This window comes from Pontibacter sp. BAB1700 (assembly GCF_000277005.1).
Taxonomy (GTDB): Bacteria; Bacteroidota; Bacteroidia; order Cytophagales; family Hymenobacteraceae; genus Pontibacter; species Pontibacter lucknowensis.
In genome coordinates this window covers 26,323-41,320 of record NZ_AKIS01000113.1, presented here as the reverse complement: position 1 = coordinate 41,320, position 14,998 = coordinate 26,323, and the positions used below count along the sequence as shown (strand labels likewise).

The window sequence follows — 14,998 nt, the reverse complement described above, 5'->3', positions numbered from 1 at the left end:
AAAATGCCGGCCCTGAACAAAGAGAAGCTCAACGAGCTGGCCGCCGAGAACTGGAACTGCAGCATCGACCGGATCCGGCAGGACCTGGGCTTTGTGCCGGAGTACGACCTGGAGAAAGGGCTGGCACACACACTGAAATGGTATAAAGAAAACAATTGGCTATAAGTATCTATTTAAAACAGTTTTAGACTTTAAGTGAATAAGATGGAATATCAAGTAAAACCAGCCGAAGGGCGCTTGGGTATCCTGCTTCCGGGACTGGGAGCAGTTGCCACCACATTTATTGCAGGAGTAGAGGCGATCAGAAAAGGTTTCTCGCAGCCTGTAGGTTCACTTTCTCAGATGGGCAACATCCGCCTGGGTAAGCGTACAGATAACCGCAACCCGCTGATCAAGGACTTTGTGCCACTGGCAAACCTGAACGACATCGTTTTCGGTGGCTGGGACGTGTATGAAGACAACGTATTCGAGGCTGCCGCAAACGCGAAAGTGCTGGAGCCGATGCTGCTGCACTCGATCAAGCCGGAGCTGGAGGCCATCAAGCCAATGAAAGCGGTGTTTGACAAGGCCTATGCCAAAAACCTGGACGGCACGCACGTGAAAGAGGCCGCAACTAAGTATGAGCTGGCCGAAGCGCTGATGGAAGACATGCGCACTTTCAAAGAAGAGAACGGCTGCGACCGCCTGGTAATCGTATGGTGCGGCTCTACGGAGGTATACACCGAAGTGAGCGATGTGCACCAGACTGTGGCGGCTTTTGAAGAAGGCCTGCGCAACAACGACCCGCGCATTGCGCCAAGCATGATCTACGCTTATGCGGCGATTAAAATGGGGGTGCCTTATGCAAACGGTGCCCCTAACCTGACAGTAGACATTCCGGCGCTTGTTGAGCTGGCAAAAGAAAAAGGCGTGGCCATCTCCGGCAAAGACTTCAAAACAGGTCAGACGCTGATGAAAACCATCGTGGCTCCTGGTCTGCAAGCCAGAGCGCTGGGTATCAACGGCTGGTTCTCTTCTAACATCCTGGGTAACCGCGACGGCCTGGTGCTGGACGATCCGGATAACTTCAAAACAAAAGAAGTATCGAAGCTAGGCGTGCTGGAAGACATTCTGCACCCGGAGGACAACCCGGAGCTGTACGGCGACCTGTACCACAAAGTACGCATCAACTATTACCCTCCTCACGGCGACAACAAAGAGAGCTGGGACAACATCGACATCTTTGGCTGGCTGGGTTACAAGATGCAGATCAAGATCAACTTCCTGTGCCGCGACTCGATTCTGGCTGCACCTATCGTGCTGGACCTGGCCTGTTCACCGACCTGGCGCAGCGCTCAGGTATGAGTGGCATACAGGAGTGGCTGTCGTTCTACTACAAGTCGCCGCAGACAGCGGAAGGCCTGCGTCCGGAGCATGACATCTTCAAGCAACTCATCAAGCTGCAGAATACCCTGCGCCACATCATGGGCGAAGACCTGATCACGCACCTGGGGCTGGACTACTACGAAGACATGGTAGAAGAGTCGCTGTAAGCTGAATATATGCTGAAATTACACAAATTGGTTTCCACCAGCCTGGGCATCGGCTACATAGGCAAGGGGGGCGGTACAGTAGCTGCTGTGGCGGTCTGCCTGTGCCTGTATGCGCTGCCGCAGGCAGGTGGGAGCCAGCTTGTTATCTGGCTTCCTGTCATCACCCTGCTGCTCACGGTGCTGGGCGTTTGGTCGGCCAACGAAGTGGAGCCGCACTGGGGCAAAGATGATAAGAAAGTAGTGATAGACGAAGTGGCGGGCATGCTGATCACCATGCTGTTTATACCTGTGTCGCTCAGCACCCTGCTGGCCGGACTGGTGCTGTTTCGCTTCTTCGATATTGTGAAGCCGCTTTATATCCGAAAGCTGGAGAAAGTGAGGGGAGGACTGGGCGTGATGCTGGACGACGTAGTGGCGGGTGTTTACGCAAATATTGTTTTACAAATATTGCTTTACCTGAAGCTATTCTAAATGTTTACCTTTCTGAAGGCGCAGGCTGCTTCTCTGGTAGCTTCCGCTGTCGACTTTCTGGTCACGGTGCTGGTGGTGGAACTGCTCGGCATTTGGTATGTGGCAGGCACCGTAATTGGCACTATTTCAGGGGGCATTACACATTTTGCACTCGGCCGAAACTGGGTGTTCCAGGCCGCACATAAAACTGTGCCAACGCAGGCAGTTAAATATCTGATCATCTGGAAAGGAAGCCTGGTGCTGAACGCATCTGGAGTGTACGTGATAACGCACTATGGTGGTCTGCCTTACCTCTACTCCAAAATAATCACTTCGCTGCTTGTCGGCTTTTTCTACAATTACATTTTTCAAAAACGATATGTATTCAGATAGGAATATGTATAGCGTATACCTATACCGGCTGATTTGCTTCATGTTGCTTATGGCGGCAGGAGTACAGGCCACACCAGTGATGGCCCAAGGCCTCACAACGATTAAAGGCACCGTAAAGACGCTGCCACCAACGAGGCGCTCATCGGCGTTTCTGTTTTTATACCTGGCACCAGCACGGGTACCAGCACCGACTACGAAGGGAACTTCCAGATCCGGACAAACCAGATCGTCAATAAAATACAATTCTCATACCTGGGATACCAGACCGCCTCGATGGCCGTGACGCCGGGGCAGGAGCAGACGCTGCACGTGAAGCTGCAAACCGATGCCAAAGTGCTGAACGAAGTAGTGGTGGTAGGCAAAAAGCGCAAGGTCAAATACAGCAACAAGAATAACCCGGCGGTTGACCTGATCAGGCTGATCGTGGACAACAAAGCCAGGAACAGGCCGGAAAGCTATGACTACGTGCAGTATGAGCAGTACGAGAAAACACAGATGTCGCTGGTGAACACGCCGGAAAAACTGAAACGCAATCTCCTGCTGCGCAAATACGACTTCATTACAAACAACATCGACACTGCCGTGCTCGCGGGAAGGGCAGTGCTTCCTTTCTTCATACAGGAGGAGCTGACGGAGCAGTATTACCGCAAGTCTCCGCAGACGCGCAAGACCGTGGTAAAGGCCGAGAAGAAAGTAGACTTTGGCGAGTTTGTCGACAACCAGGGCATCATGGCCTACATGCAGCACATGTACCAGGACGTAGACATCTACGACAATAACATTACCATCCTGACCAACCAGTTTCTGAGTCCGATTGCCGACATGGCGCCTACGTTCTATAAGTTCTACCTCAAAGACACGGTAAGAACCGATGAGGGACAGCAGTTGGCTAGGCTGCAATTTGAGCCGCGTAACCCGGCAGCCTTCATGTTTACCGGGAGTATGTATGTGACGCTTGACGGCACCTACGCCGTGCAGAGCGTGGACATGGAGGTGAGCAAGGGCGTGAGCATCAACTGGGTGCGCGACCTGAAGATCAAGCTGGACTTTGAAAAGAACCCGGACGGCCGTTACCACCTGAGCAAAAGCGGCCTTAAAGCCGACTTCGGCCTGACGCAGAACAGCGACATGGGCTTTTATGGGGAGCGGGTGGTTTCCTTCAGGGACTACAGGGTAAATGAAGCGCAGCCTGCATCGCATTACGAAGGCGAAGCTGTGGTGCGGACGCAACCGACCTCCGTGCTGGGCGAGGACTTCTGGCAGGCCAGCCGGCACGACTCGCTTTCGGCCGTGGAGGTGAATACCTATACCAACATCGACAGCCTGGTGAACATGAAGTCTTTCAGACGTACGATGGACTGGGGCACCGCCCTGATCGCAGGGTATAAGCGGGCCGGGTCCAAAATCGAAATAGGCCCGATCAATACATTCTATAGCTTCAATCCGGTGGAGGGCTTCCGGCTGCGCTTTGGTGGACGCACGACAAACAACTTCAGCAAGAAAGTGATGCTGGAGACTTACACTGCTTACGGTTTCAAAGACGAGCAGTGGAAGTACTACCTTGGCGGCACCTACTCGCTCACAGACCGCTCCATCTGGGAGTTTCCGGTGCGGGCTATCCGGGTAAGTTATCAGAAGGACACCAACATACCGGGTCAGGAACTGCAGTTTGTGCAGGAAGACAATTTCCTGCTTTCTTTTAAGCGTGGCGAAAACGACAAGTGGCTATACAACGAAACCTACAACATCGATTACCTGCGGGAGTTCGAAAATCACATGTCCTACCGCATCGGCTTCCGGAACTGGAGACAGGCCCCGGCCGGTTCGCTGCAATACATCCCGGTGGGGGATGCCACCGGTGAGGACGAGTCGCTGCCACTTCAGCAACTCACCACCACTGAGGCTTCGATTGAACTGCGCTGGGCTCCGAACGAGCAGTTTTTGCAGGGTAAGATCTACCGCACACCGGTGGCTAACCGCCATCCGGTGTTCACGTTGCGCGCAGCTGCTGGTATAAAAGGTACCTTCGGGGGACAGTTTGAATATCAGAAGGTAGCCCTGAATGTGAGCAAGCGCTTCTACCTGTCACAGCTGGGCTATTCGGATGTGGTAACGGAAGGCGGCTACATTTTCGGGCAGGTGCCGTTCCCGCTGCTGTCGATTCACCGTGCCAACCAGAGTTACTCATACCAACTGCAGTCATACAACCTGATGAACTTCCTGGAGTTTGTGAGCGACCAGTATGCCAGCGTGCACATCGACCACGGCTTCAACGGCTTTATCTTTAACAAGCTCCCGTTGATCAAGAAAACAAAGCTGCGGGAGTTTGTCACTTTCAAGGCGCTGTATGGCAAAGTGCGCGAAGAGAACATGCCGCACGAAAACCCGGATCTGCTGCGCTTCCCGACAGATGCCAATGGTTTGCCACTCACGTATACGCTAGAAAGCAAGCCTTATATGGAGGCGAGCGTAGGTATAGGTAACATTTTTAACTTCTTCAGAATTGACGTAGTGAAGCGTCTGACCTACCTGGATCATCCAAATGTGTCCGATATAGGTATAAGGGCAGGTTTAAGTTTGATTTTTAATACTTACAATATAGAAGTATGAACATGAAATCAGTGCGCGACGCGTTGCAGCAGGGAATCTACACGGTGATCAACCCTTTTGTGCGACTCCTGATCAGGCTGGGCTTCACACCCAACGCTGTTACCACCACCGGGCTTATCCTGAACATAGGGGTAGCAGCCATCTTTATCTGGGGCGGGGAAATTAGCAACCGGGGTGAGCTCGGATACGTGGGCTGGGCCGGAGCGCTGGTGCTGTTTGCCGGCGTGTTCGACATGCTCGACGGGCAGGTGGCCAGGCTGGGCAATATGAAGTCCACTTTCGGGGCCATGTACGACTCGGTGCTCGACCGCTACAGCGAAATGATCATGTTCATGGGTATCTGCTATTACCTGATTTCGCACCACTATCTACTCAGTTCACTCTTTGCCTTCATCGCCCTGATTGGCTCGATGATGGTGAGCTATACCCGGGCCCGCGCCGAGGGGCTGGGCGTGGAGTGCAAGGGTGGCCTGATGCAGCGCCCGGAGCGGGTCGTGCTGATCGGGGTATCGGCTATCGCCTGTGGTATTACCTACTATTTTGTGGGTGCAGATTACAAGGTATATGTGCCGGGCATTCCATTCCATATTTTTGAGACGATGTCGGTGTTCACACTGCCTATCACCGTGATGGCGGTGATGACGAACATTACAGCTTATAACAGGCTGATGGACTCCAAAAAAGCCATGGAGCAGAAAGAGATGGCAACCCGCTAAGGAGAAGCTTAACAACGTGAGAAAAATCTTTTACCTGGCACTCCTGCTGCTTTACACAGGTACAGGCAGTGCCAGCGGCAACAGTCCGGCAGGTATAGCCGAAGCAAAAGCCGACACACTGCCGGTGCCGAAGGGCATCAAAGAGCTGCTGTTTTATGTGCAGCGCGATCCGAATGCCAACACGGTGGTGTACGAACTGAACCGGACGACGCAGGGAGCGCTGAACGAAGCGGAGCCGATTCACCCGTTCTGGATCCGGTATGCGGATGGGGGAGAGCAGAAGGAGCTGAATTACATTCAGCGCAAATTTGCCTACGGTCTGAACACCAAAAAACTGGGCAAAGACCACTATGAGATCAAGTTCGTGAGTTATGGCAAACTGGCGCTATACCTACGCAAGACGGCCGATGGCAAGTACCGTGTCTATACCACGATAAACAGGAAAGAGGCTATACTGGACCGCGTGTTTGTGCGGATCGAAGGCGGTACATTTTGGGTGCCCAATGTGCTGTATGTGGAGCTGAGCGGCCGCGATGCCGCTACCGGGAAGGCAGTAACAGGACGTTTTAAACCTTAGTTTACAGATGAAAAAGAATTTCGTGTCTAACTCGCAGGAGTCTGTCAGGATGTTCAGGTATGACTGGATGGAAGCGCTGTCCAAAGTGCACTGGACGGTGCCGCTTTACATATACGTGCCGGTCATCCTCTTCCTGAGCTGGCTGGCGCTACATGTGGAGCAACTGTCGGTGCTTTTCTTCATAGGCCATGCCGCACTTGGCCTGTTTGTCTGGACGCTAACCGAGTATGTGCTGCACCGCTTCGTGTTTCATTATGTGCCGAAGGCAAAGTGGGCCCTGCGCCTGCACTTTATTTTCCACGGTGTGCACCACGACTACCCGAACGATGCCAGGCGGCTGGTGATGCCACCATCAGCCAGCATCCCCATGGCTACGGCGCTGTATTTTCTATTTGCATTGCTGCTGTCGGGAGGGGAGCTGTATGCTTTTTTTGCAGCCTTTCTGTTGGGCTATCTCTTTTATGATATTTCCCATTATGCCCTGCACCACTTCAACTTTAAAGGTGAGTTCTGGAAGAAGCTGAAAAAGCACCACATGCTGCATCACTACTCCGATGCTACAAAAGGCTACGGCGTGAGCTCTTCTCTCTGGGACAAGATTTTCGGTTCTGATTTTGACAAAAAATAAAATGAGTTTAACAACTACGGCAACAGAGGGGAAGGCGAAAGTAACACGGAAGAATGCCCTTGTTGTAGCCGCCCTTTCGATCGGTTATCTGCTGCTCTCGTACCTGCTGGTGGGGTTCAAGTCTGATCAGCTGGTGCTGGTGGGGCTGGCAAACGCCCTCTACTTTGCAACGCCCATCACCCGTAAGTTCATCACCGGCTTCTCTATCTTTATCGTGTTCTGGGTGCTCTACGATTACATGAAAGCCTTCCCGAACTACTGGTTCAACGCCGTGCACATCGAGGACCTGTACAATACCGAGAAAGCAGTGTTCGGCATCCGGAATGGCGAAGGTATACTGAGCCCCAATGAATTCTGGCAGCAGCACAGCAACGCCTTTCTGGATGTGATGAGCGGTATCTTCTACCTCAGCTGGATACCGGTGCCGCTGGCTTTTGCCGGCTTTCTGTTTTTCTGGAACCGGCAGCAGTTTGTGTACTTTTCGCTCACGTTTCTGCTCGTCAACCTGCTGGGATTTGTGGTCTACTACCTATACCCGGCTGCGCCGCCCTGGTACGTGCAGCTGCATGGTTTTGAGTTCATCGCCAAAACACCCGGCAACACGGCAGGCCTGGTGCGCTTCGATGAGTTTTTTGGTATCACCGTTTTCCATTCGCTCTATGCCAAGGGCTCCAATGTGTTTGCAGCCATGCCTTCGCTTCATTCCGCTTATCCGCTTATCGTGCTCTATTATGCCTTGAAGAACAGGCTGGGAGTGGTGGCCAAAGTTTTCTTTACCATTATCACGGTGGGTATCTGGTTTGCGGCGGTCTATACCTCGCACCACTACGTGCTGGATGTACTGGCAGGTATAGTATGCGCTTCCTTTGGCATCCTCTTGTTCAACTGGCTGGTGGCCAGAGAAGGTGCTGTGAGCAGAGCCATCGGGCAGTTTGTAGCCGCCATCCGCTAACAAAGCCTGCAACCAGGCAAAAATCAATCTACACAACATGACAGAAGATAACTTCGCCATACAAAACAAGCGGCTCTATGAGCAGCTGCTCAAGCTGACAGCTGGCGACTACCAGGCCTTTCTGTACGACTGCGACGGCACGCTGGCGGATAACATGCAGGCACACAAAGATACTTACGTAAAGGTGGCTGCCGGTCAGGGCATCACAATCGATCCGGCCATTGTAGACGAGTTTGCCGGACTGCCTATACCTGCTGTGGTCGTTGAGATCAACAAGCGATACGGGAGCAGCTTCGATCCGGAGGCATTTGAAAGATCAAAATCAGAGCTGTTCTACCACGAGTTCATCTCCGAGACAAAGCCCGTGCAGTTTGTGGTAGACCACCTGGTAGCCCATGCCGGTAAGGTGAGGATCGGCGTGGTATCAGGTGGCTCCAGGAAGATGATTCAGAAGACGCTGGAGGTGCTGCAGATCGAACATTTGGTGGAAGTGCTGGTATGTGCCGGTGACACAGGGAAGGGAAAGCCTTTTCCAGATCCGTTTTTGCTGGCGGCAGAAAGGCTGAGCGTAGCACCCGAACATTGTCTGGTGTTTGAGGACGGGTGCCCGGCGTGCAGGCTGCTGAGGCTGCTGGTATGCAGTGGATCAGGGTAGATCAGGTATAGGGAACAGGCCTTATACTTAGGCCTTGAGTAAAATCAAGTATAGAGTAATTTTTTAAGATGAAAGTAAAACCGCTCCCGCATGGCCTGAGCGGTTTTTTTATGCCTCCGGAAAGGGTAAAGAAAGTTATTGAAATGTAAGGGCAGGCCATAATAGCTCCTCCTCTGGAGGGCAAAATCATAACAACCTTCAGTTTATCACATCTTTTCGGAGTTTCATCACTTTTAGTTGAAGTCCTGTTTGCTGTTTTCTAATCTTACTCCTGTTAAAGGCCTGGTAATCAGCTGGGCGGGTGCAACAGGAACAAGACTAGACAAAAGAAACGATGGAATTAACGATCCGAAACATCTCCAAAACTTATCCGAATGGGGTGCAGGCCCTGCACAACGCCAGTCTGACAATTCCCGCAGGTATGTACGGATTGCTGGGACCGAATGGCGCCGGAAAATCCACATTGATGCGCATACTGGCCACCCTGCAGGAGCCGGACGAGGGACAGATCTTGCTCGGAGACATTGATGTGGTGCGTCAGAAAGCCAAAGTGCGCGAAACGCTGGGTTACCTGCCGCAGGAGTTTGGCGTGTACCGCAACGTGACGGCCGAGCAACTGCTCTCTCATTTTGCCATCCTGAAAGGAATCACGAGTCGTGCCGACCGCAGCGATCTGGTGCAGCAACTGCTGCGGCAAACCAACCTCTGGGAAGTGCGCAAACAGAAGCTGGGTGGCTACTCAGGTGGTATGCGGCAGCGCTTTGGTGTGGCAGTCGCCTTGCTCGGCAATCCGAAACTGCTGATAGTGGATGAACCTACCGCCGGCCTGGACCCTTCGGAGCGGGTAAGGTTTCTGAACCTCCTCTGCGAGCTGGGCGAGAACAGCATCGTGATTCTTTCAACGCACATTGTGATGATGTATCTGAACTGTGCACGCACATGGCCATCATCAACAAGGGGGAAATACTCATGGAAGCAGAGCCGTTGCAGGCAACAAACGCCATGCAGGGGCAGGTATGGCGCAAGGTGATCCGGAAAGAGGAGTTCCCGGAAATAGAACGTGCGCATGTTGTGATCTCCACCAGGTTGCAGGCTGGGAAGTTTGTGGTGCGTGTCTGCAGCAGTAGTTTACCAGGCATAGGGTTTGAGCCTGTAGAAGCAACGCTGGAGGATGTTTATTTCAGTACCATGGCCGGGCTTAGCGGCAAACGACTACTGCAAGCCGGAAAGGAGGTGGTGCTATGATGTTCTGGGCGATGTTCCGGTTTGAGCTGCGCTACCTGCTGCGCCGCATTTCCACCTGGATTTACTTCGGCATTTACCTGCTGCTGACCTTTGCGATGGTGCTGAGTTTTACCGACAATGTGTACAGCGGAGATTATTTCCTGAATGCCCCGGTTGTGATCGCGGCTATTTCAGCCATTGCCAGTTTGCTGGCACTGCTGGTGATAGCAGCCGTGGCCGGCGAAGCTGCGACACACGACTTGCGGTCCAGAATAGATCCATTGCTGTATACTACGCCTGTCAGTAAGTTTGCCTACCTGGGTGGTAAACTGATGGGTGCTTTTGCTGTGATCGCTCTCGTTTTGCTGGCGCTGCCGCTGGGCCTGATGCTGGCGTTGGTGGTGCCAGGTATAGACAGGGCACTTTTCGGTCCTTTCCAGTTTTCACCCTACCTGAGCTCCTTTCTGGTGATAGCACTTCCCGCTGCCTTTGTGTCTACGGTCATTTTGTTTTCGCTGGCCTGCTGAGTCGCCATGCCATGCTGAGCTTTCTGGGAGGGGGACTGCTGTTTATGGTGTCGCTGGTGAGCAAGGAGATGCTGGCAGACCACCTGGGGCTCTGGCAGTTGGCCAGGCAGCTGGACTTTTCCGGCTTTACGATCGTGAGCGAGTTCCGGAAAACACAGACACCCCTCCACATCAATACACAACTGGTGCCGCTGGACAGCTGGCTGCTCTGGAACCGGGTACTCTGGCTGCTGATTGCATTCGGCTTCATGGCCATCGCCTTCGGTCGCTTTCGATTTGCACACCACGCCAGCTCAGGTTGGTGGCGCCGGATCATGAAGCGCAAATCCGTAGAGGCGCCTATTGTAGCTGCAGTTCCCATTGCCGTTCCAAAAGTTCAGAAAGAGTTCGGACTGAGCTCCAGACTGCATCAGATGGCTGCCATCGCTTTACAGACCTACCGCGAGAACATGACAAGCTGGGGCTGGATTGCTTTGTCAGGTATAGCAGGATTACTTTTAGTGCTATTGCCGGAGTGGCTGGAGGGGTCGCTCGGAGTGCCGACCCTTCCTATGACTGCCCGCATTACAGCCATTTATAACCTGTTCATGTTACGCTTGATCATAGTGGCAGTCATGGTCGTATACGCCGGTCAGCTCGTCTGGCGTGAGCGGGATGCCCGCATCAGTGATATAGCAGATGCTGCCCCTGTGCCCATCTGGGTTTTGCTGCTGAGCAAGCTGAGTAGTCTGGTACTGATGCTGCTTACGCTGCCAATTGTATTTCTGCTGGCAGGTATAGCCACGCAACTGTCGCAGGGGTATGAGGCGCTGGAGATCGGCCTATACCTGCGAATACTATTCGGTTTGCAATTGGTTGACTATCTGTTGTTGGCGGTGCTGGCAATGGCCGTGCATGTGCTGGTGAATCATAAATACCTGGCGCACATCATCACGTTTGTCGTCTTTCTCTTCGGAGTATTCGCCTCAGAAATGGGTGTGGACAACAGGCTGTGGGTTTACGGTGCAGACCTAGGCTGGTCTTACTCCGAGATGCGTGGTTTCGGGTCGCAGTTGGCACCCTGGTTTTGGTTTAAGCTATACTGGGCCGCCTGGGCTGGGCTGCTTGCGTTGCTTACTTTCAGGTTTTGGGTGAGAGGCCGGGAAACAGGTATAGGGCAGCGAATGCGCCTTGCGGTGCTGCACCCGTCAAAACAAATGATACTGGTAGCCGCATGCGGCTTGCTGGCGGTTTTTTCGCTTGGTGCATTTGTGTTTTACCAGACAGATGTGCTGAGTGAGCAACTTTCAAAAAATGAACTGATTAAGCGGCGTGCCACTTACGAGCAACTCTACGGAAAGTATAAGGACATACCTCAGCCATCGCTTACAGCCACCAGCCTGCACGTAGAGTTATACCCGGATCTGGGGGAAGCGTGGGTGAGCGGGGTTTATACGCTTCATAACAGAGGCCAGGTAGCCATTGACAGCATCCACATAGCCACAGCCTTTGGGGTAGATACCAGGTATTTAGAGTTGAGTCGGGCAGCCAAAACTGTGCTCGAAGATCGGCCGCATCATCATTCCATTTTCATCCTCGAAGAGGCTATGCAACCCGGCGACTCGCTGGAGCTGAGCTTTGATCTGCAGTACAAGCCCAAAGGCTTTGCCGGGAAAGGGACAGACCATGCCGTGACAGCGAATGGTAGCTATTTTCTGAACCATGCCTGGCTGCCTGCCATTGGCTATCAGGCAAACCGGGAATTGAGCCTTGCACGTGACCGGCAGGCGCATCAGCTTCCTTCAAAGCCGGCTATTCAGCCACTACAGGAAGGAGAAGGACAGCGTCAGAACGCAGATCAGGCACGCATCCGTTTTGAGGCGGTGGTCGGCACTTCTGTAGATCAGACAGCTGTCACAAGCGGCAGCCTGCAGTATACCTGGACTGAGAAGGGGAGACGCTACTTTTACTATGTGGCTGACGCGCCCATACGCAACCTCTATACGTTTTACTCTGCTGCGTATGACCTGCGCGAAACCCAGTGGCAGGACGTGCTGATCCAGGTGCTTTACCATCCGGCGCATGCCCATCAGGTAGATCGGCTGCTCAAAAGTGCGGAAGCGTCGCTGGAATACTATACCCGGCACTTTGGACCCTACCCGCACCGTCAACTCCGGCTGGTGGAGTATCCCGGGGCGGGAAGCGGCGCATCTGCCTACCCGGGCACTATTGCCCTGACAGAAAAATTTTCGATGTTGAACCCTGCCGAAGATTGGCGAGATATCGACCTTGTTTTTGCGGTAGGGGCACATGAAATAGCGCACCAATGGTGGGCGCATCAGTTGGTACCGGCTGACATGGAAGGAGCGGCACTGCTTACTGAGAGTCTCGCCTGGTATAGCGCCCTGGGGGTGGTCGAAGCCTCTTATGGTGCCGGGCATCTGGAGAGACTCCTGTGGGTGATGCGCCAGTCCTACCTCACACCCCGCTCCAAGGCCGATGTGCCGCTGCTGCAGGCCAATGATCCTTTCCTGAGTTACAGAAAAGGACCTTTTGCCATGTATACCTTAAAAGAGTACCTGGGAGAAGAGCAGGTGAACCGGGCCTTGCGCAAGTTGCTGCAAAAGTTCGGTTCAGGAGAGCCCCCCTTGCCTACTTCCCTGCATCTGTACCGCGAACTGCAGGCAGTCACCCCGGATTCCTTGCAGTACCTGTTGGTCGACCTGTTCGAGCAAAACACTTACTGGAATATGGAAGCAAAGCAGGCCGTAGCTGTTCCGACAGCAGACGGACAATGGCAAGTGACACTCGATGTACGGGCGCAGAAGTCGGTGGTGGATACCTTAGGCAGGGAAACGGCTATACCTGTACATGATCTGGTAGAGGTAGGGGTGTATGCAGCAGGGCAGGAAGGTCAGCTGGGAGAGTTGCTATACCTGGAGAAGCACCGGTTGCATACAGCGGAACAGCAGATCCAGCTTACCGTGCCCGCCAAACCCGCCCAGGCAGGTATAGATCCGCGCAACCTGCTGATCGACCTGGATATGATGGACAATGTCCGAAAGGTGACGATTCAGAAACCCGCTGCTCCCAAACATGCCCTCTATGTACGGCAGTCGACGCAACTGATCAATTTCATGCTGGATACCATGTTTTAGCAACATCCGTCACAAAATCAGCCGCATTCATCACATTTTTTGTTTATACTCAACGCTTTAATTTATCATTGTTCTATGAATGATATGACACTGGACAACCACATCGCAAAGCCACTCCAGACGGCTAAAATAGAGTTCTGGGTTGCTACTGCAATTTTTGTTTTTTCGATCTTTTCGCTCTCTACTTCATACGAACCTAACCAGTGGTTTTTTGAAAGGGCAGGGATCGAGTATCACTTCTACAAGCATTATTTCTGGCCACAGCTGATCCGCTATACCTTGCTGTACCTGGGATTTCTGTTCCTCAACTTCAGGATCATACCCAAGCTGATGCAAAAGGAGCATGTGCCGCTTTACTCCCTGCTGCTGCTCGGGCTATACCTGGCCTACTCCTTCGCGGCGGGCGTGCTTGACACCTATACCAAGAGCTACCTGTTGACCTGGGATGATGGTAGTGAGCAGTACTACGGCCTTATTTTTCAGGACAGCTTCCGCCATGCTTTGTTCCTATTGCTGTTGGTCGGCATCTATACCTTCATCAAGTACGCCGGGCTTTACCTGATTGCCAATGCTACGGCGATCTCAGCCAGGTACCGGATCATCAACCGCGATACGCTGACAGCCTTTATCTTTTGGATGATCAGTGTGTTTTTACTGATGGTGTTTAATATAGAGTTTGAAGTCACCCTGACGCTGGCAGTCGTTTCACTGTGTGCCTTGCTGCTTTATTGTGGGGCTTACTATTATATCATCCCGAATGCGCTCAAGTCGACACGCCCTTTCAGGAAATACCTTTTCGTGTCGCTATTAGTAGTTGTACTGGCCTATTTGCCTGTTGCCTTTCTGATCCTAATGTTCATGCATGACGAAGACCATGCTTTCGGACTGAGCTTTTTCAACTCTTTGTTCCAACTGTTCGTAACGGCGCCTTTTGTCTGGTTTTTGTTCAAACGCCAGATGAAGGGGAAAGAGGAGGTGTTTGTGCTGAAGAAAGAACTGGGGACGACGAGTGCTAACCTGGACTTCCTTAGGTCGCAGATCAACCCGCACTTCTTATTCAATGCCCTGAACACGCTGTACGGCACCGCCTTGCAGGAGAACAGCGAGCGTACCGCGCAAGGTATACAGATGCTGGGCGACATGATGCGTTTTATGCTGCACGAGAATCATCAGCAAAAAATCCTGCTCTCCCGCGAGATCGAGTACATGCGCAACTACATTGACCTGCAGCTGCTGCGTACCTCCAGTTCACCCAACATCTCCATCGAGACGAAGATAGAGGAGGTGCTGGGCGAAAAGTACATCGCACCGATGTTGTTGATTCCTTTTATCGAAAATGCCTTTAAGCACGGTATCAGCCTGAAACACAAATCCTGGATCAGAATCACCTTGCATACGGATAAGGATAAGCTTTACTTTGACGTATACAACAGCAAGCAAAAGAAGTCGGAGCAGGATCCGGAAAAAGACAAATCAGGTATTGGGCTGAAGAATGTGAAGCAGCGCCTCGAGCTTTTGTATTCGGAGAGACATGAACTGATTATCCGCGACACGCCGGAAGAGTTTTTTGTGCACCTTACCCTCCAATTGTAAGTAT

At 52.6% G+C, this 14,998-nt stretch carries 11 protein-coding genes and 2 pseudogenes; all 13 read left to right on the top strand.

The window, feature by feature from the left end:
* The first annotated feature begins 204 nt into the window (after positions 1-204).
* A pseudogene (locus tag O71_RS13760) lies at positions 205-1,532 on the top strand (inositol-3-phosphate synthase).
* 9 nt (positions 1,533-1,541) lie between these two features.
* A complete protein-coding gene (locus tag O71_RS13755) occupies positions 1,542-2,003 on the top strand; it encodes a phosphatidylglycerophosphatase A (protein ID WP_007657790.1) in 462 nt (153 codons plus the stop codon).
* Positions 2,004-2,375 (top strand): GtrA family protein, encoded by a 372-nt coding sequence (locus tag O71_RS13750; protein ID WP_007657789.1) that lies wholly within the window; start codon positions 2,004-2,006, stop codon positions 2,373-2,375.
* A 141-nt stretch (positions 2,376-2,516) separates the two neighbouring features.
* Complete coding sequence (locus O71_RS13745; protein WP_202800233.1) at positions 2,517-4,985, top strand: DUF5686 family protein; 2,469 nt, start codon at positions 2,517-2,519, stop codon at positions 4,983-4,985.
* Positions 4,982-5,701: a CDP-alcohol phosphatidyltransferase family protein gene (locus O71_RS13740; RefSeq protein ID WP_007657787.1), complete on the top strand. Its 720-nt coding sequence runs from the start codon at positions 4,982-4,984 to the stop codon at positions 5,699-5,701. Before O71_RS13745 ends, O71_RS13740 begins: the two co-directional genes overlap by 4 nt.
* A 16-nt stretch (positions 5,702-5,717) precedes the next feature.
* Complete coding sequence (locus O71_RS13735; protein WP_007657786.1) at positions 5,718-6,278, top strand: DUF4833 domain-containing protein; 561 nt, start codon at positions 5,718-5,720, stop codon at positions 6,276-6,278.
* 7 nt (positions 6,279-6,285) lie between these two features.
* Positions 6,286-6,906: a sterol desaturase family protein gene (locus tag O71_RS13730; protein WP_007657785.1), complete on the top strand. Its 621-nt coding sequence runs from the start codon at positions 6,286-6,288 to the stop codon at positions 6,904-6,906.
* A gap of 1 nt (position 6,907) precedes the next feature.
* A complete protein-coding gene (locus O71_RS13725; RefSeq protein ID WP_007657784.1) occupies positions 6,908-7,858 on the top strand; it encodes a phosphatase PAP2 family protein in 951 nt (316 codons plus the stop codon).
* 37 nt (positions 7,859-7,895) lie between these two features.
* Positions 7,896-8,513 (top strand): HAD family phosphatase, encoded by a 618-nt coding sequence (locus O71_RS13720; protein ID WP_007657783.1) that lies wholly within the window; start codon positions 7,896-7,898, stop codon positions 8,511-8,513.
* A 334-nt stretch (positions 8,514-8,847) separates the two neighbouring features.
* Positions 8,848-9,758: pseudogene (locus O71_RS13715) on the top strand (ABC transporter ATP-binding protein).
* Positions 9,755-10,264 (top strand): ABC transporter permease, encoded by a 510-nt coding sequence (locus tag O71_RS21840; RefSeq protein WP_051017769.1) that lies wholly within the window; start codon positions 9,755-9,757, stop codon positions 10,262-10,264. The pseudogene O71_RS13715 and the gene O71_RS21840 overlap by 4 nt, the downstream one beginning before the upstream one ends.
* Positions 10,265-10,275: 11 nt before the next feature.
* Positions 10,276-13,401: a M1 family aminopeptidase gene (locus O71_RS13710; RefSeq protein ID WP_051017768.1), complete on the top strand. Its 3,126-nt coding sequence runs from the start codon at positions 10,276-10,278 to the stop codon at positions 13,399-13,401.
* 75 nt (positions 13,402-13,476) lie between these two features.
* Positions 13,477-14,994 carry a sensor histidine kinase gene (locus tag O71_RS13705; protein ID WP_007657782.1) on the top strand — a complete coding sequence of 506 codons (1,518 nt, stop codon included), beginning with the start codon at positions 13,477-13,479 and terminating at the stop codon, positions 14,992-14,994.
* Positions 14,995-14,998 lie beyond the last annotated feature (4 nt).